16 protein-coding genes and 1 other RNA gene are annotated in these 18,340 nt (G+C 56.5%); 2 read left to right on the top strand and 15 right to left on the bottom strand.

Annotation, left to right across the window (positions count from 1 at the left end):
- Positions 1 to 225: hypothetical protein (locus B5F76_RS15190; protein WP_204218415.1), on the top strand; the 225-nt coding region annotated here is incomplete at its 5' end.
- 158 nt (positions 226 to 383) lie between these two features.
- On the opposite strand, the gene B5F76_RS15000 is transcribed toward B5F76_RS15190, so the two are convergent.
- The gene (locus B5F76_RS15000; RefSeq protein ID WP_162608853.1) at positions 384 to 560 is read right to left on the bottom strand and encodes a hypothetical protein; all 177 of its coding nucleotides are present in this window, start codon (positions 558 to 560) and stop codon (positions 384 to 386) included.
- A gap of 333 nt (positions 561 to 893) precedes the next feature.
- Here B5F76_RS15000 and B5F76_RS13120 point away from each other — a divergent pair, with 333 nt between their 5' ends.
- Positions 894 to 2,261, top strand: a complete 1,368-nt coding sequence (locus B5F76_RS13120; RefSeq protein ID WP_087355319.1) for an ATP-binding protein — start codon at positions 894 to 896, stop codon at positions 2,259 to 2,261.
- Between the two features lie 122 nt (positions 2,262 to 2,383).
- Here the strand turns inward: B5F76_RS13120 and rny are convergent, their stop codons facing one another.
- The 14 genes from rny to yajC all read right to left on the bottom strand — a co-directional run bounded on the left by rny (position 2,384) and on the right by yajC (position 17,491).
- Positions 2,384 to 3,934 (bottom strand): ribonuclease Y, encoded by a 1,551-nt coding sequence (gene rny, locus B5F76_RS13115; protein WP_087355317.1) that lies wholly within the window; start codon positions 3,932 to 3,934, stop codon positions 2,384 to 2,386.
- Positions 3,935 to 4,111: 177 nt separating this feature from the next.
- A non-coding RNA gene (ssrS, locus tag B5F76_RS13110) (6S RNA) lies at positions 4,112 to 4,296 on the bottom strand.
- 5 nt (positions 4,297 to 4,301) lie between these two features.
- Complete coding sequence (gene zapA / locus B5F76_RS13105) at positions 4,302 to 4,574, bottom strand: cell division protein ZapA (RefSeq protein WP_087355315.1); 273 nt, start codon at positions 4,572 to 4,574, stop codon at positions 4,302 to 4,304.
- On the bottom strand, positions 4,555 to 4,821 hold the full coding sequence (locus tag B5F76_RS13100; protein ID WP_087355313.1) for a hypothetical protein: 267 nt from the start codon (positions 4,819 to 4,821) through the stop codon (positions 4,555 to 4,557). Before B5F76_RS13100 ends, zapA begins: the two co-directional genes overlap by 20 nt.
- Before the next feature lie 138 nt (positions 4,822 to 4,959).
- The gene (glmU, locus tag B5F76_RS13095; RefSeq protein WP_087355309.1) at positions 4,960 to 6,336 is read right to left on the bottom strand and encodes a bifunctional UDP-N-acetylglucosamine diphosphorylase/glucosamine-1-phosphate N-acetyltransferase GlmU; all 1,377 of its coding nucleotides are present in this window, start codon (positions 6,334 to 6,336) and stop codon (positions 4,960 to 4,962) included.
- Positions 6,337 to 6,521: 185 nt separating this feature from the next.
- Positions 6,522 to 7,811: a (Fe-S)-binding protein gene (locus B5F76_RS13090; protein ID WP_087355308.1), complete on the bottom strand. Its 1,290-nt coding sequence runs from the start codon at positions 7,809 to 7,811 to the stop codon at positions 6,522 to 6,524.
- Positions 7,811 to 9,208 carry an FAD-binding oxidoreductase gene (locus B5F76_RS13085; protein WP_087355306.1) on the bottom strand — a complete coding sequence of 466 codons (1,398 nt, stop codon included), beginning with the start codon at positions 9,206 to 9,208 and terminating at the stop codon, positions 7,811 to 7,813. The genes B5F76_RS13090 and B5F76_RS13085 overlap by 1 nt, the downstream gene beginning before the upstream one ends.
- Positions 9,209 to 9,689: 481 nt before the next feature.
- Positions 9,690 to 12,317 (bottom strand): ATP-dependent chaperone ClpB, encoded by a 2,628-nt coding sequence (gene clpB, locus B5F76_RS13080; protein WP_087355304.1) that lies wholly within the window; start codon positions 12,315 to 12,317, stop codon positions 9,690 to 9,692.
- Positions 12,318 to 12,402: 85 nt separating this feature from the next.
- Complete coding sequence (locus tag B5F76_RS13075) at positions 12,403 to 12,654, bottom strand: hypothetical protein (protein WP_144268492.1); 252 nt, start codon at positions 12,652 to 12,654, stop codon at positions 12,403 to 12,405.
- Between the two features lie 76 nt (positions 12,655 to 12,730).
- Complete coding sequence (locus B5F76_RS13070; protein WP_239407064.1) at positions 12,731 to 13,087, bottom strand: chaperone modulator CbpM; 357 nt, start codon at positions 13,085 to 13,087, stop codon at positions 12,731 to 12,733.
- A gap of 3 nt (positions 13,088 to 13,090) precedes the next feature.
- Positions 13,091 to 14,068 (bottom strand): DnaJ C-terminal domain-containing protein, encoded by a 978-nt coding sequence (locus B5F76_RS13065; RefSeq protein WP_087355300.1) that lies wholly within the window; start codon positions 14,066 to 14,068, stop codon positions 13,091 to 13,093.
- Positions 14,069 to 14,353: 285 nt separating this feature from the next.
- Entirely contained in the window at positions 14,354 to 15,451 is a 1,098-nt protein-coding gene (locus tag B5F76_RS13060) for a protein translocase subunit SecF (protein ID WP_087355298.1), read from the bottom strand.
- A 10-nt stretch (positions 15,452 to 15,461) separates the two neighbouring features.
- Positions 15,462 to 17,045: a protein translocase subunit SecD gene (gene secD, locus B5F76_RS13055; RefSeq protein WP_087355296.1), complete on the bottom strand. Its 1,584-nt coding sequence runs from the start codon at positions 17,043 to 17,045 to the stop codon at positions 15,462 to 15,464.
- A gap of 107 nt (positions 17,046 to 17,152) precedes the next feature.
- Positions 17,153 to 17,491, bottom strand: coding sequence for a preprotein translocase subunit YajC (yajC, locus tag B5F76_RS13050; protein WP_087355321.1), 339 nt, complete (start codon positions 17,489 to 17,491; stop codon positions 17,153 to 17,155).
- Positions 17,492 to 18,340: the final 849 nt, after the last annotated feature.

The raw sequence follows: 18,340 nt of genomic DNA, 5'->3' as shown, positions 1-18,340 counted from the left end.
AATCTGTATCAAATCCCTGCGGCAAAGCCGCAGAAATCAGAATCTCAAAGTTCTCTTCCCATTCGCTATTCACTTGTCAATGAACCAGAACCTGCCGCCGTTTCAAGCGACGTCGGGCTTTATGCCCTTTTCCTTGTCAACTGTCAAGAACTTTTTTTTCGTTTCGCGATTTTTTTTTCGCGGAAGAATTTCGTTCCTTCTCAGTCGCGGGAAAGTTCCTTATAGGCTTTTCGATTTTCATCTGTCAAGCAGTTTTTTGAACTTTTTTTTGGAAGCTCTTGAAACTGCCTTCCAGACTGGCCTGAAGCCTTGCCCCAAATGATCTCGCAAGGTGCGTTTTCAATTGGCGCGAGGGAGGCTTCTACGCTTGTGGCATGGGTCTGTCAACAAAAATCTGCAAATTTGGCAAACTTTTTTTGTTTTCGCAGGAGCTCAACAAGCCAACCTGCTGAAACCTTAGTCTTTTTCTTGTTTGTCCAATTTTTCAGCAAAAGAGCCTCAAGGTCCCCTTCTTCTCCCTGCGCCTTTCTCATGGGTTCACCACTCTCCCCCTTGCCCATCCATCCCCCTTGTCCTCAAGGCATGGGAGCATTTTGCTGTCCTTCCCCTCGCGCTTTCCCTATGGCCGGACGTTTCTTGGGTCACATTCTCTCAGATTGCGTGCCTACCTTGCCACAGACAACACCTTGATATCTAAGCGAACCTCAGATTTCGCAGCGTGAACTTCAAAAAACGTGACAAATTCCACTTCTCGAAGTTCAAAAGACGCAGCAAATCTTTCTTGTTCATCTAAAAAAAACGTGGCACAAAAGAACAAGAGATTTACAAAAAACGTTGCAAAATTTTATTTTTGCACTTTAAAAAACGTGGCAAGCAATCACGAGGGAGGATCTATGCTCCGCCGCAAGATCATGGAAAAACTGCTTTATTGGAAAGATGATAAGCATAAAAGAGCTTTGCTCGTCACTGGTGCCCGCCAGACAGGCAAGACCTGGATCATTCGGCAATTTGCCAAGGAGCAGTACAAGCACTTTCTTGAGCTGAACTTCCTGGAAGATCCAAATGCAAGAGACATCTTCAGTGGCAGTCTGGACGCAAACACTATCATTACGGCCCTCACCGCCTATACTCGTGCCTCTCTTGTCCCTCACGAGACGCTTGTCTTCTTTGACGAGATTCAGGAATGCCCACAAGCACGGACTGCCATCAAGTTCCTCGTTGAAGATGGACGTTTTGACTATATTGAGTCCGGCTCTCTTTTGGGTGTGCGAAGTGGTGAAGCCACCTCATACCCGGTAGGATATGAGAAACTTCTACAGATGTTTCCTCTTGACCTTGAGGAATTTTCCTGGGCAACTGGCATCCAGCCAGAGGTTCTCGACCATGTCCGCACTGCCTTTGAGAACAGAACGCCAGTCCATCCTGCAATACACGCCCGAATGAGCCGGATCTTCCGCCTCTATGCCATTGTGGGGGGTATGCCAGCGGCAGTACAGGAATATGTTAACTCATACGATATGCGCAGGGTGCTAGAATTGCAGCAGGACATCCTTGGCCTGTACAGACTTGATATTGCAAAGTACGCCGATGGAGAGAAGGCCAGAGTCCAAGATATTTTTGATCGGATTCCTTCACAGCTCGATGACAAAAACCGCAGATTTAATTTGGCAGACATCAATAAATCAGCACGATACAACCGCTACGAGGATAGTTTCCTCTGGTTGCGAGACGCTGGCGTTGCCCTTCCCTGCTACGCTATCTCAGAACCCACTCTTCCTCTTCGCTGCAGGGAAAAAAGATCTCTTTTTAAGCTTTTCATGGGAGATACAGGTCTTCTTTGCGCTGCCTCCATGGAAAACATCCAGTTCGACATCCTGCACGGAAACCTTGCAGTGAACATGGGAAGCATCCTCGAGAATGTCTTTGCCCAGATATTCACAGTCAACGGCTTTCCTCTCTGGTATTTCAACAAACCCAAATACGGAGAGATCGACTTTGTGCTCCAGAAAGGCAGAGCCTGCCTACCGATTGAGATCAAGTCCGGAAAGGACTACAGGCGCCACGCGGCACTTTCCAATGTTCTGAACGTTTCGGAGTGGGCTCTTGAGCAGGGAATTGTCTTTTGCCACGACAACGTTTCTGCAGCTGGCAAGGTGCACTATCTCCCCTGGTATATGGCTATGTTTCTGAAGCCCCCAAAGCCAATTTCCGGAATCGTGTACGAGGATTTTTCCCAGAGTCTGGAAGAGCTCACGAGATAGCTTCCGGATATCTGGACATTCCCGGATGACAACACTGTTCCGCATTCAGGCCAGTGTTTGCATACAACAAGGGGGAAGAGGATCCTTGTCCTCTTCCCCCGTTTTGTTCAGGAAAAACCTTGTTACTTTGCGCAACCGACAGCCCTGCGTTCGCGGATGACCGTCACCCGGATCTGACCAGGGTACGTCAGCTCCTTTTCGATCTTTTCGGCTATCTGCTTGCACAGCACATAGGTCATGTCGTCGTCTACCATATCGACATTGACCATGACGCGCACCTCGCGTCCGGCCTGGATGGCGTAGGCCTTTGCAACGCCCTCGAAGCTTGTGGCTATGGCCTCCAGGGTCTCAAGGCGCTTCACGTAGTTTTCGAGAAGCTCCTTGCGTGCGCCAGGACGTGCCCCGGAAATGGAGTCCGCTGCCTGCACAAGGACAGCCAGTGCGGAATTGGGACGCACATCCTCGTGGTGGGCGGCAATGGCATGCACAATGTCCTTGCTCTCGTTGTACTTCTTGGCTGCGTCAGCACCTATGAGGGCGTGGGGTCCCTCGATCTCGTGGTCCAGAGCCTTGCCAATATCGTGCAAAAGTCCTGCCCTCTTGGCCTTCTTTTCGTCCAGGCCCAGTTCTGCTGCCATGAGGCCGCACAGGGCAGAGACCTCGAGCGAATGCTGCAGCACATTCTGGGTAAAGCTTGTACGATAGCGCAGCTGACCCAAGAGATTGATGAGCTCCGGGTGTATGCCGTGCACGCCTGCGTCAAAGGTGGCCTGCTCGCCAATCTCGCGCACGTGCGCGTCCATCTCCTGGGTGCACTTCTGGACAACGTCCTCGATGCGGGCTGGATGGATACGGCCGTCCTGGATAAGGCGCTCAAGGGCCATCTTGGCAATTTCCCTGCGCAGGGGGCTGTATGCCGAAAGGATGACCGTTTCCGGGGTGTCGTCGATGATGAGGTCAACACCCGTGGCAGCCTCGAGCGAACGGATATTGCGGCCCTCGCGGCCAATGATGCGGCCCTTGATGTCTTCTGAAGGCAGGCTCACGGCCGTGACGGTCTGCTCGCCCACATAGTCGCCTGCGTAGCGCTGGATGGCGTTGCAGATGATCTCCTTGGCCTTGCGGTCAGCCTGATCCTTGGCCTCGGTCTCAATCTGACGTGCCATGCGGGCAGCCTCGTGCAGGCTCTTGCTGCGCACGTCAGCCATGATGAGATTCTTTGCCTCGTCGGGAGTGAGGCCGGCTATCTCCACAAGCTTGCGCTCCTGCTCCTCTATACGGGTGGCGAGGAAGTTTTCGTTCTCTTCTATCTGCCGCTCCCTGCGGGCAAGCTCCTTGTCCTGGGCAAGCAGTTGCTGCTCTCTTGTGGACATGCGTTCCGCCTTTTCCTCAAGGCGCGCTCCCATGTCCTCCAGCTTGCGTTCCCTTGCCTTTGCCTCGCGTTCGCGATCGCGGAACTCGCTTTCAAGCTCGCTCTTCTGCTTGAAGAGATCGTCCTTGCCCTGCAGGATGATCTCCTTCTTCTGAGCCTGCGCCTCCTTGCGCGCTTCCAAAACTATGCGTCTGGCAAGCACATCCGCATCGCCAAGGCGCTTGGTCACCACAAATTTATGGATAAACCACCCTGCTGCAAGCCCGACAGCAAGGGCGATGAGTGCATAGAGAAATTCCATACGTATCCCTTCCTTTATGTAGATCGGGAAATTGTCCCGAATTGCATGCTCACGCGCCTTGCGACCTTTTCAAAGGGCATAAAAAAAGCCCGCACTGCGAGACCTCGCGAGTGTTGGGCTGTGCGGGACGAGACTGTATGACCTTCATCGGTCACGACAGGTTGCCATGAATTGACGCAGACCCCCGACTGGTCGTGTTTCTTGCCAATGTAGAACCCGGTTTCCCAGGGTGGGCTCCAGTGTGTTTCCTTTAGGACTCCCGGTCAAATGCCGGGCATGCACAGGGGAAACAGAATCCGGCTCCCTAATTCAAGCTTGTTCGGTCAGCACTGGGAGAGAAATCACGGGCCGGTCAGGGGAATGCAAGTTAATTCGTAGAGTCTATATAATTCAGCAGCGCGGAAAGGCGAATGTCCGTTTCATGCCGCTGTTTCTTGAGCTGTAGCAACTCGTCAGCCAGTCCAAGGGCAGTGAGAATCAGAAGAGTTTCCTTGTTCTGCCCACTGCGAGCCCTGTGCGTCTGGTCGTCAAAGCTCTTCTGGACCAGTTCCACTGCCTCGCGCATACGGGTTGAGTCAGCCCCAGCTTTCAGGGGAATGGAAATGCCGAGAAGGTTAAGGTTATTGGGTTCGGGTGTCACTAACTGTCTCCGCGCCGAGCTGGGCTTCGATCCTGCCTATGAGGACATTGACCTTGGCCAGGGTTGTCTCCCGTCTGGCTTTTTCGCCGTCGAGGAAAAGGCGCATTGCGCGGTTTTGTTCCTGTAGCTGTGAACAGCTCTCCTCGGCCCTTGCGAGCCTTGCCCGCGTGTCCCGAAGTTCAGATATCAGTCTGTGCACTTCGTGTTCAAGGCGCTGGAGATTGTCCATGGCTTTCTTATACCCCATGCTTTGGCCCTTGGCAAGAAAAGTGTCACGAATTTGCGCAGATAGAGCCCAAGTTGCTGAAAAGTATTCGATATTTGACGAAAAAGCGGAATTTCCCCAAAAGAGGGATCCTGCAAATCCAGGGTGCGGCAAAATCAGCTATTGGCCGAGATTTCTCTTGGGCCCGAGATTCTTCTGTCTTGCCCTTGCGATGGAAAGCTCGTTGTCCGGAACATCCCTTGTGATGATGGAGCCGGCACCAATGAGCGCATTGTCACCTACGCGCACAGGTGCCACCATGGCAGTGTTGGAGCCTATGAAGGCGTTTTCGCCAATGTGTGTCTGGAACTTGTGCTTGCCGTCGTAATTGCAGGTAATGGTGCCTGCACCGATATTGGTTCCGGCACCAACGGTCGCGTCACCAAGGTAGGTGAGGTGGTTTGCCTTGGCACCCTCGCCCAGATGGGTCTTCTTGAGCTCCACGAAATTGCCCACATGGGAGCGGCAGCCAAGCTCTGCACCCGGGCGCAGCCTTGCGTAGGGACCAACCAGGGCCTCGGAGCGGACAATGGCGTTTTCCAGATGGCTGAAGGGCCGGATTTCCGCGCCGGATTCGACTAGAGAATCGCGTACAACGCAGTTGGTCATGATGCGCGCGTCTGCGCACACCCTTGTGTGACCAGTGATCTCGCAGGGACCGGTGATATCTGCGCCTGGCTCTATTTCTGCAAAGGGCGAGATGCGCACGGTTTCTGACGCATGCAGAAGAACGCCAGAGGAAAGAAGACTTGCATTCACGGACTTTTGCAGCATGCCCTCTGCCTGGGCCAGCTCCAGGGGAGAATTCACGCCAAGGAGTGCCGTGTTGTTGCCGCAGACTATGCCCTTCACCTTGTAGCCGCGCTCTAACGCGAGCCCCACGAGATCCGTGATGTAGTACTCGCCGCTCTTGTTGGCATTGCCAATCAGGGGCAAAAGCTCCTCGCACAGGGCAAGACTTATGGAATAGAGACCGGCATTCACCTCTCCCGACGGTGCGCCGTACCTTGCGAGATCGTAGTCCTTGGCCTCCACAATGCCGTGCAAAACACCGTCCACGCGCACAATGCGGCCGTAGGCGCCCGGATCCTGGAGGGTAATGGTCGCAAAGGCCAGATCGCTCTCGCCCATGCCAGCCACAAAGTCTGCCAGAACCGTTCTCTCGATCAGGGGAATGTCGCCGTTGATGACAAGCACGCGCTCAACACCCGCTGCCTTCAGATCCGGCAGGGCGCAGGCCAGGGCGTGCCCTGTGCCGAGCTGTTCCTTTTGCAGCACAAAGTGCGCGTCGGGAGCAAAGGAAAGCACGCTCTTTTGCACTTCTTCTGCTCCATGTCCTGTCACAAGCCAGATATTGCCGGCAAACTGTTCTTCCAGCGCATGCAGGACATAGCGCACCATGGGTTCGCCTAGGACTGTCTGCAGAACCTTTGGTTTTGCGGAATGCATACGGGTTCCCTTGCCAGCTGCAAGAACACATGCTGCCTGAATGCCCATGATACGGTATCTCCTTGAAGGTTGGGATATATGCAAAGAAGTGTTTTTCCACGCATGTTTTTCTATGCAATGGAGTAGCAATCTTGCAGGGGGAAAGCAAGACGAAAGGAGCGTGCCTTTCGGGGGATTTCCCTGAAAGGACACGCTCCAATGAGTATGCGAGCCTTATGCCCTAAAGTCCAGAACTAGAGGCTTTCGGCGTAGATTTCCACAGGATGCTTCACGGTCACGCTGTCGTGGTTGGAAGCAAGCACGTCTTCCAACTGCATCATGCAGGCAGGGCAGGCTGCGGCAACAATGCGGGCATTGCTGTTCACGATGTTGTCGCGCTTGCGTTGACCTATCTGCTTGCTCAGATCGTAGTGGAACAGAGTAAAGGATCCGCCGCAGCCACAACAGCGATCGGCTTCCTTCATTTCCACATAGTGGTAGCCGGGATTGGCCTGCAGGAGCTCCCTCGGCTGGGTGTGGACGCCAAGGCCCTTACGAAGGTGACAGGAGTCGTGGTAGGTCACGTCTACTGCGTTGTCCCTGGGCTGCATGGCATGCACGCCAAGGACGTCCACGATGAACTGTGTCACATCCATGGTCTTCTTGGCAATGTTCTTGGCAAGATAATACGCGGTATCGTCAATGCGATGTGCGTATTTGGGCCAGTACTCCTTCATGGTACCAGCACAGGAGCCGCAGGGGGTGACAATGTAGTCGAAGTCCACGTCACCGAGAAGCTCAAGGTTCTTGCGCAGATACATGACCATGGCCTTGCCGTCGCCGGAAGACACTGCGGGGATGCCGCAGCAGGCGAAATCGGAGGACATGTAGACTGCCACGTTGTGGTGTTTGAACACCTTGAGGCAGGCCTCTGCCATGCCTACATAGTACTTGTCACCCATGCAGCCAGGGTAGAAGGCAATCTTGAGACCGCCGAACTTGCGGGGTTCGTTGAGATTGCCGACCTTGGCGTGCAGGGGCACGTTGGGCAGGGAGCGGATGTGCCTGTCGCCAATAAGGGGACGAAGCAGGGGAGAATTCACTGTCTGCTGGGCCGTATTATCCTTCTTGAAGAGGATGTGCGACACAGGGCTGCCTATGCGCATGCCCACATTGAACAGCTTGGGCTTTGCCAGCACCACGCGGAAGATGGCCTTCTTGATGGGGCTTAAGCCCAGGTAGTTGTACACGATTTCCCTGGCTTCCATGAAGATGTCCATGATCTTCACGCCAGAGGGGCAGTTGGCCTGGCAGGAGCCGCACAGAAGGCAGCGTCCGAGCTTGTCGGCCACAGCTTCGGGGTCGCGAATGAGCTCGTGGGCAAGATCGTCAACCAGGGCAAGCTTGCCGCGGGCAACGTCTGCTTCCATGTGGGTGGCCCCGAACATGGGACACACGGCCTGGCAGTTGCCGCAGCGCATACAGGCGATAATCCTGTCCTCAAGCGTCATCAGACGGCTTACGAGCGCCTTAACATCAGCCATTATTCGCCTCCCATGATCCCGACGAGCTTTGTGGGATTGAGCAGACCCTTGGGATCAAGAGCCTTGCGCAGCCTCCTCGAGAAGAGGATGGTGCCGCGAGAGGTTTCCTTCTCCATCCACTTGGCCTTGGCTGTGCCGATGCCGTGCTCGCCGGAAAGGGTGCCCTGCAGTTTGATGGCCGTATCGAACATTTCGTCGATGGCGGCTTCCACGCGGGCGTACTCTTCCTTGTCGCGCTTGTCGCACAGGAAGGTGGGGTGCAGGTTGCCGTCACCGGCATGGCCGAAGGTACCCACGTCAACCCTGTACTTCTTGGCAATCTCTGTGATGGCCTTCATCATGGCAGGGATCTGGGAACGCGGAACAGTGGCGTCCTCGAGAACGGTGGTGGGCTTCACGCGGGCAAGAACGGGCAGGGCCTGGCGGCGGGCTTCCCACAGCTGTGTCTTTTCGGCAGCGTCCTTGGCAACGTGCACTGCGGTGGCGCCGCAGGCCTTGAGCACGCGCTCAACGGCCTCTGCGTCGTCGGCAACCTGAGCCGGATGGCCGTCAACCTCGATGAGGAGGATGGCTGCGGCGTTGCGGGGCAGGCCAATGTGGGTAAAGTCGTCGACCTTGACGATAGTGTTGTTGTCAAGGAATTCCAGGGTACAGGGCAGGATGTGCTCTGCGATGATGCCGGCAACGGCCTCTGCAGCCTTCTGCAGATCGTCGAATTCGGCGAGGCAGGCCTTGGAGGCTCTCGGCGGAGGAACGAGTTTGAGCACGGCCTGGCTCAGGACGCCCAGGGTGCCTTCGCTCTGGATGAACATGCCGGCGAGGTTGTAGCCGGTCACGCACTTCACTGTGCGGGAGCCGCTGCGCACCCAACCGCCGGTGGAATCAAAGAACTCCACGCCCATGACGTAGTCCTTGGTCACGCCGTATTTCAGGCCGCGCAGGCCGCCGGCGTTCTCGGCGATGTTGCCGCCGATGGAGCTGACACTCATGGAACCGGGATCCGGGGGATAGAAGAGGCCCTTGGCGGCAACGGCGTTGGCGAGATCAGCAGTCACGACGCCGGGCTCAACAACTGCGTAGAGGTCGTTGGTGTTGATTTCGAGGATGCGGTTCAGGGCACAGGTGAGGATGACAACCGTGTCGCTGGTGTCCGGAATGGTGCCACCAGAGAGGTTGGTGCCCGCGCCGCGCACGGTCATGGGGATGCCTTCGTTGTAGAGTTTCACCACACACTGGCCGAGCTGTTCGGTGGTGGTGGGACGAAGGACAAAGGCGGGAACTACAGGATTGAGAACTGCCGCGTCATAGGCATAGGTGCGGCGATCGGCTTCGGAGGAAAAGACGTTTTCCTTTCCGAGCATGTTTTCGAAATCCTTGATCAGGGCTTCTCGGGCCATGGTACCTCCAAAATGCGGGGGGATGAAGCGTTCCGCCCGCGGCTGTGTTAAGACAGACATATACGTTACTGATACGCCCGCAGGCCTGACAAGTCAACAAAAACCGAAACTTGCCTTGCCCCCATTGCAGAATATGCATGAGGATCTTCCCGCTGTTTTGCCTGTACAGGGGCGGCTTCACAGACATGCTGCACGCTCCTGCACTCTGTTTCATGGCTTCCTTGCATGAAGGAAATACAAGGTACAGAACACAATGAGAGACATTGCCAGGAAAGTGCATGCCTCCATTCCCTGTTCCGACCTTTTTGTGCGTCCGCCTGTCCTGCCTTCTCCTCTCCCGCAGTTTCGCTTTCTGGCGGGCTCTGGAGCCAAGAGCCTTGCCTGGGGCCATGGACAAAAAAGACTCCCCCTGCACCTTCGCCAGAAGGTGAGGAGGAGTCTTGTCATTTTGGGGATTTGCCCGGATGTCCGGATGTCCGGATTAGGCCGCGCTCTTGTCCGCTTCCCTGTTCCTGGGTTCGAAGTGAAGCTCGCCGTCCTTCACATCCACGACAACGGTCTGGCCGTCGCGCACCTCGCCGGCAATGATGCTGCGGGCAAGGGGCGTTTCGATGTAATGCTGAACGTAGCGCTTCAGGGGACGCGCGCCGTAGATGGGATCGTAGCTTTCGTCTGCCACAAACTCTCTGGCGCTGTCCGTGAGCTCCAGGGCGATCTGCCTGTCCGCAAGGCGCTTTCTCAGGAGGTTGAGCTGCAGGTCAACTATGCGCGTGACCTCGCTGCGCCTCAAGGGCGTAAAGATGACAGTCTCGTCTATACGGTTCAGGAATTCGGGTCTGAAGTGGTTCTTGAGTTCTGCCAGGACATCGTTCCTTGCGGAGGAATCCAGGTTGCCATTTTCGTCTATGCCCTCGAGCAGGCGCTTTGCGCCTATATTTGAGGTCATGATGATGATGGTGTTGCGGAAATCGACAGTGTGTCCCTGGCTGTCCGTAAGGCGTCCGTCGTCCAGAACCTGCAAAAGGGTATTGAAGACATCGGGGTGCGCCTTTTCGATTTCGTCAAAGAGCACAACGGAATAGGGCTTGCGGCGCACGGATTCCGTGAGCTGGCCGCCCTCTTCGTAGCCCACGTATCCTGGCGGGGAACCGATGAGGCGGGAGACAGAGAATTTTTCCATGTATTCGCTCATGTCGAGACGAACCATGTTGTCCTCGGTATCAAAAAGCGCCTCTGCCAGGGCCTTGCACAGTTCGGTCTTGCCAACGCCCGTAGGACCAAGGAAGAGGAAGGAACCAGTGGGGCGTGCGGGGTCGGAAAGGCCTGCACGGGAGCGCAGCACTGCCTCGGCCACTGCGGCCACGGCCTCTTCCTGGCCCACAACCCTCTTGTGCAGCTGGTCTCCCAGCTTCAGAAGCTTGTCCCTTTCCGACTGCAAAAGCCTTGTGACCGGAATGCCGGTCCATTTTGCCACGATCTGGGCCACATCGTCCGGGCCCACCTCTTCGCGCAGAAGCCTTCCCTCGCTGCCCTGCTGGGCCTTCGAGGCCTGCTCCAGCTCCTTTTTCAGGGCTGGCAGGCGCGCGTAGGTGAGTTCGGCTGCCCTGTTCAGCTCGCCGGCCCTCTTGGCGTCCTCGATCTGGTTGTTCACCTGTTCGATGTCGGCCTTGAGTTTGCGCACGCGCTCTATCTCTGCCTTCTCCCGCTCCCACTGGCTGCGCTTTGCGGCCTGGGCCGTGCGCAGTTCGCTCAGCTCGTTTTCAAGCTTTTCAAGACGTTCGCGTGAAGCCTCGTCCTCTTCCTTGCGCAGAGCCTCGCGCTCGATCTCCAGCTGCATGACCTTGCGGTTGATCTCGTCCAGTTCCGTGGGCAGGGAATCGATTTCCGTGCGGATCATGGCACCTGCCTCGTCGATGAGGTCAATGGCCTTGTCCGGGAGCTGCCTGTCCGGGATGTAGCGGTGGGAGAGCATGACTGCTTCCACCAGGGCAGAGTCGCTGATGCGCACGCCGTGATGCACCTCGAAGCGTTCCTTCAGGCCACGCAGAATGGAGATGGCGTCCTCCACACTGGGCTCTTCCACAAGGACGGGCTGGAACCTGCGCTCAAGGGCGGGATCCTTTTCGATGTACTTGCGGTATTCGTCCAGGGTTGTGGCACCTATGCAGTGCAGCTCGCCCCTGGCCAGCATTGGCTTCAGAAGGTTGCCTGCGTCCATGGAGCCTTCGGTCTTGCCTGCACCCACGATGGTGTGGAGTTCGTCGATAAAGAGGATGATTGTCCCCTCGCTCTTCTCCACTTCCTTCAGGACTGCCTTGAGCCTTTCCTCGAATTCGCCGCGGTACTTTGCACCGGCAATGAGGGCGCCCATGTCCAGGGCGTAGAGCTTGTGCCCCTTGAGGTTCTCGGGCACGTCGCCCTTGACGATACGGTAGGCCAGACCTTCCACGATGGCTGTCTTGCCAACACCTGCCTCGCCGATAAGCACGGGGTTGTTCTTGGTCCTGCGCGAGAGGATGCGTATGACGCGGCGGATTTCCTCGTCCCTGCCTATGACAGGATCAAGCTTGCCGTCGCGCACGTACTGCAAAAGGTCGCGTGCGTACTTCGAAAGGGCCTCGACGGTCTCTTCCGGGTTGGCGCTGGTGACTCTTGCACCTCCGCGCAGCTCCTCCATGGCCTTGGCAAAGGCAGCACGGGACAAACCGTACTCGCGCAAAACCTTGCCCAAAGGCTCGCTTGTCGCCTCGTCCGTGATGGCGCAGAAGAGATGATCCACGCTCACGTACTCGTCGTTCATGCGGGCTGCTTCCTTCTGGGCTGCGGTAATGACCTTGAGAAGGTTCTGGCTCACCATGAGCTTGCCTGGCTCAACGCCAATGCCGGAAACCGACGGACGCTTGCGCACCACTTCCTCGATGGCCACATCGAGAGCTTTCAGCTGCACGCCCATGCGCTGCAGTATGGCAGGAACTATGCCCTTGTCCTGACGAATCAGGGCCAGGGCAAGATGTGCTGTATCCGTTTCCTGATGACCAAAGCCGTTGGCTATGCCCTGGGCATCGCCAAGAGCCTCTCTGGCCTTGTCGGTAAATTTTTCTATGTTCATGTACTTCTCCCCGATCCCGAGGATCGATTGCGCTTGAATCAAGCGCTCTCATGTATCATTTCTTTTGCTGTATGATATGTGACTGTTAATGACAGTATTGTGTGCTTTTTTGACGAATTTCTGTCTTTTCCTTGCGGAAGAACAAGAGGGTATTTTCAGTTTTCTCCCTGAGTTTTTCACTCGCAGCAGGAGCTTGCATCAGGGATACAATCTGTTTCAGTCCCCATCTTCCTGCACAAGAAGAAATAAGCATGAAGAAAAACTTGTCCAGACCGGACAGGAAATATTTGTCCTGTTGTTGTCGGCCCTGTTTGCCGCCCAATTCTTCAGAAAGCAAAAAAGGGGAGAAGATCTCCCCAATTCCTGTTTTTGGCCCGCTGCTTGGGCCAGAAAAATGTCCGGATTGACAACAATCAGAGACGGCTGCGCAGATGGCGCACCTCGTCTTCGAGCTCTGCTATGCGCTCAAGAAGGTCTACGACTATGGTGCCGCCCAGGGTGGAGAGCTCAAAATCTCCGCACAGCCTGTCCAGCTTTCTGACACGCAATATGTCGCTCATTTGAAAGAGTACAGCCTCCCTGGTCTTCACGCAGGAAAGCCACTCAAGCTGCACGAGCTCGTCCAGGCTTTCCCTGGCAAGGCCGGTGAGGGAGAGAAATTCGTCCTCGCTCAAGAGGTGCGAGGTTGCCGGCAGATCCTGCTGCCTTGGCCGTATGTCTGCCATGCCTTCTATCTGGCTCAGCATCTTTCTTGTGATGGTCCCTTGCATGACCTACCTCCCCTGCCTTGGCCGAAACGAGGAGCACGAGGCAAGCTTCTTCCAAAGCTCCACCTCTTCCGCGGAGCTTGTCTGGGGCATTTGCACCTGTATGCGGGCTATGAGGTCGCCGCGCCTGCCCTCCGGGCCAAGGCCCTTGCCACGCAGGCGAAAACCGCGACCCGAATTGCTGTTGCCTGGCAGGTTGATCTGCACCCTGCCCTCCAGGGTGGGTACCTCGATGACACCGCCAAGGGCTGCTTCCCAGGGGGCTACGGGAACATCGCACTGCAGTGTTCTTCCGTCCTCGCCCACCTTGAAGTTCGGATCCTCGCGGTAGCGTATGGTGACAAGCAGATCTCCAGGCCCTGCGGGTCCGGGACGTCCGCGCCCAGCGAGGCGCAACTTTGCTCCGTCCGCTATGCCCTTGGGGATATTGACCTCGTAGGTCTTGCGCTCGCCGTCGAGATTCAGGGCAATGGGGTGGCGTCCGCCTTCCTGGACCTGGGCGAGCGTCAGCTCCACGTTGACGTTGATGTCTGACCCACGCCTTGGGGCGCGAGAGTAGGCGCCGGCTCCGCCAAAGCCGCTGCCCTGGCCGAACAGGGATTCGAAAAAGTCCGAAAAGCCACTTCCACCCATGCCGCCCATGTCGCCCATGTCGCGGCCATTGAAGGTAAAGTGCATATTGCGGCCGTCAAAGCCCTGGCCTCCGAAACCGCCAAAGCCTCCGAAGCCGTCGAAGCCTCCGAACTGCTGGCCCTGCTGCCAGTTGGGGCCAAGCTGATCGTAGAGCTGGCGCTTTTTCGGATCCTTCAAAACCTCGTAGGCTTCGTTGACTTCCTTGAACTTCTCCTCGGCGCTCTTGTCGCCGGGATTGAGGTCAGGATGGTATTTTTTTGCAAGCTTCTTGTAAGCTCTGGCTATCGTGTCCTTGTCTGCGGAACGATCCACGCCCAAGAGCTTGTAGTAATCCTTATAGGAAACTGCCATGGTTCCTCCACGTGAAGCGTGCCCGGGATTTGCGTCCGTCTTGCCGGGCAAAAAATATGCCCTTGCATGAGGGCACGCTTTCCTGTCGCCCGATATGCCCCTGTGATATCCAAGGGTCCTTCCGGGTGACTGCAAGAAACATAAGCACACTTTGAATGGCGTCAATACTTGGACTTCCTTGCCTCAGGCAAGGGACATTTTCCATGATTCCGGCAATCCGGACGAAAAAAGGGGGGACCCCCATTCCTAAGGATCCCCCAAAACGTGTCTGAATCAGGCTTGAGACTAAACCATGCCGTGTTCGCCCGGCTTTTCGTAAACCTTCTTCTTGGACGTTCTGACGTAGAATTCCGTATCGCCAAGGTAGAGCAGCATCGGGCAGGCCACAAACATGGTGGAGAACACACCAATGCCCACACCGGCTGTCATGGCGAGTGCAAAGCTGTAGATGACGCCACCACCAAGGACCAGCAAGGAAACAGAGGCAAGCAATGTCGTGCCAACCGTGAGCACTGTTCTTGCAAGGGTCTGGTTGATGCTGCGGTTGATGAGCTCTTCCATGGGCCTGTCGCCGTGCAGGTGCAGGTTTTCGCGCAGACGGTCAAAGGTGATGATGGTATCGTTCAGGGCATAGCCTATGACCGTGAGCACTGCAGCAAGCACGTTCAGATCAAGGTCTATGTTGAGCGCCGAGAGAAGCCCCAAGACTATCAGAACGACTACCAGAAGACTTGTGACAGCGGCAAGCGCGAAGGCCAGGCGCATGAAGTAGCAGACACCCAAAGTGATGGCCATGGCCACGCAGACAAGGATGCCGGTGCTGACACCTGTAAGCCCCACCACATAGGTCGCGCCCCACAGGCAGGCAGCCATGGCTGCTGCGGCCATCCAGCGCTGCTCGAATCTGCCGGAGATGTAGACCGCGATGGTCAGGATGGCGTAGAAGATGGCGCTTAAGCCCTTTTCTGTCAGATCCTTGCCGACCTTGGGACCCACGACCTCAAGGCGCTCCATGGTGGCCGGATTGTCAGGAAAGGCCTTGACAAGGGAGGTTTCTATGCGGTTGCGCAGCTCCACAGGGGCCATCTCGCTCGAATTGAAGCGCAGAAGGTAGTCCCTGCCCACTTCGCCGTAGCGCTGTATGGACAGGCCCGGAAGTTCGGGCACATCGAGGCTCTTCTTCAGGGTCTGATCGTCCACCACCTGTTCGAAGCGGACCTGGGCTATGACGCCGCCGGCAAAGTCGATGCCGAGCTTCAGCCCGTTGCCAAGGGTTGCCGAGAGCAGGGAGAGCAGCAGAGCAAGGCCGAAGAGGGTGAAGCCTATCTTTCTCTTGCCAGTAAAGTCTATGTTGACGTTGGGTTTTACGAGTTGGAATGGCATGTGTCCCTCCCTAGATGTTCAGACCCTTGGAGCCGCGCTTGCGGGCAATGTACTCAAAGATGACGCGGGACACGAAGACAGCCGTGAACATGGAGCCTATGATGCCCAGGGTCAGGGAGACGGCAAAGCCGCGCACGGGCCCGGTGCCAAACTGGTAGAGAATGACTGCCGTAATGATGGTCGTAAGGTTGGAGTCGATGATGGCCACCGAGGCCGCGTCAAAGCCTGCCTTGACCGAGGCCAGTGGCGTAAAGCCCTTGCGCAGTTCCTCTCGTATTCGTTCGTAGATGAGGACGTTTGCGTCCACTGCCATGCCGACAGTGAGCACTATGCCCGCTATGCCGGGCAGCGTGAGCGTTGCCCCGAAGGCGGACATGCCGGCAAGGATGATGAGCAGGGTGAAGCAGAGGATGAGGTCGGCAATGACGCCGCTCATGCCGTAGTACACTGCCATGCAGATCATGACGAGGACTGCGCCCACGACGCCTGCAGTGATGCCACTGTCGATGGATTCCTGACCAAGGGAAGGACCGACCGTGCGTTCCTCGAGGACACTGACAGGTGCGGGGAGGGAGCCTGCGCGCAGGACAATGGCAAGGTCCTGAGCCTCGGCTGTTGTGAAATTGCCGGAAATGCTGGCGCGGCCGCCGCCAATGCGTTCGCGGATGACAGGAGCGGAATAGACCTTGCCATCGAGAACGATGGCCATGCGGCGGTTCACGTTTTCGGCAGTGACCCGCTCGAAGATGTCGGCGCCCCTGCGGTTGAAGTTCAGAGTCACGTAGGCCTGATTCATCTGGTCAAAGGCAGGCCTTGCGTCCGCCACATCCTCGCCTGTGAGCATTGCGTCGCGCTCGACCGCTATGAGGGTCTCGCGCTCCTGCGCCTGACCGGGATTTTTCTCAAGCATTGGCAGGGCGATGACGCCTGCGGGCATCACGGGATTGTTGGGATCCACGTCGTCGCGCACAAGATGGAACTCAAGATGGGCTGTCTGGCCCAGAAGTTCCACTGCACGGCGAGGATCGGAGATGCCCGGCAGCTGCACCTGGATGCGGTTGTCCGCCTGTTTGCGGATATCGGGTTCGGCCACGCCGAACTGGTCGATACGGTTGCGGATGGTGCGCAGGGCCTGGTCCATGGCCATGTCTTCGAGGCGTTTCACCTCTTCGGGCGTGAAGCGGGCAAGGTATCTCAGCTGGCCCGCCTCGCCGCGCTGCGGTTCCTCAAGGACAAGCTGGGGGAAACGCTTCGCGACCATTTCCCTGAACGCGTCCTCGTCCTCGGCACGCGGCACAACAAATTCAAGGGCAGTGCCGCCAACCACACGGACACGCAGCACGGAAATGTTTCTGTCCTGCCCTTCCCTGCGCAGATCCTGGCCGGTAATGGCAAGGCTGTTTGCCACGGCCTTGTCCACCTCGACGCCCAGCGTGAGATGTATGCCACCCTTGAGGTCAAGGCCCAGGTTCACCTTGGCGTCAGGCAAAATGGGGGCCAGGGCCGGGCCGATCACGGGAATGTTGGGCAGGGCGTAGGCCAGTGTCAGGACCAGAGCCAGGAGGATGACAAGGACACGCCATCTTTGAATCATGGTGACTCCTGTCATGGGGCGCGCCCCATGAAAAAAAATGCAAAGACGCTTTCTCAACCATCCCTGGGGCGGTCAAAAAAGCGTTGTTGGAAAATCGAGTGTGCAGGCTACTTTTTCTTGGCGGGCTCCGGCTCGATGGCCTTGCCGTCCTTGTCGATAAGGCTGCCCACGGCCGCGCGGCTCATGCGCAGCTTGGCTTCGCCACACTCGATAAGCACGTATTCGTCGTCGATTTCGAGGATGCGGCCCACAAAACCGGCGGAGGTCATGACATAGTCACCCTTCTTCAGGGCAGCCAGCATGGCCTTGTGGGCCTTGGCGCGCTTTTGCTGGGGACGGATGAGCAGAAACCAGAAAATGACGAACATGAGGATGAGGGGGAAGAACTGCATCAGCATGTCCGTGCCGCTCGGGGCGGCACCAGCAGCGCCCTGCGGGGGAGCCATGGCAAAAGCCTCACTGACAAACAACAAGAGACACCTCCATCAGACAGATGTCGGGATTGACGTTGATAGAAAAAAAATCCGGACAGGAATGGGACAGGCCCATCCCTGCGGGACATGACGTTCCAAAAAGGTGTGAGTACAAAAAAGCGCAGAAATTTGCAACCGGCCAGAAATTGCAAATTGCCAATTGCCTTGCCAAATGCGGGCCAAAGACAGGGGCCAAAGCTTCCCTTGCGGGATTTTTCCGCAACATGGGGTACGCCCCAAAAGGGAGGGTCTGCCCCGAAGGACAGACCCATTGGGCAAAATCTGTCCCTTATCTAGCGCATGTTGTTGGCCTCAAGATACCTTACTACCTTGTCCGGGAAATCGGGTAGGCGGGGGCGATTTCTCGCCCCAACCTCCCACACCACCGGACGTACGGGTCACGTATCATGGCGGTTCAACTAAACAAGGCTTTCTTGGCTCTGAGGTATTCCGTTACTTCGAGAAACGACAGGAACCCATGTTTCACTGTACACGTTTTCCAGTCAGCCATTTCTTCCATAAGGTTTGACTCACCATCGGTCTCTGTCCTTGCCAAACACTTTGATACACCCTCCATACTCTCGGTGATTCCGTCACCTACCCTCTGAATGGTCCGGGGGTTCTGCCCAGCGGCTTCTGTATCGCACATGTTCATGTCTGAAATTTCAGCGCCTATGATGGTTGTTTAGAGGTTCAGGCCTTCGCCTCCAAATGGAGGGTACTACGCCCTCTGCTGACTCCTCACAGCAAGCTTTACTCCGGCATTGCTGCCGTCTGTGAGGCCTCCCCGGGTAAGACACAATACTTTCCCACTTATACCCA

The organism is Desulfovibrio sp. An276, from assembly GCF_002159665.1.
Lineage (GTDB): Bacteria > Desulfobacterota > Desulfovibrionia > Desulfovibrionales > Desulfovibrionaceae > Desulfovibrio > Desulfovibrio faecigallinarum.
Note: the sequence above shows the minus strand (reverse complement) of the source record. Positions and strands in the feature narration are given on the sequence as shown.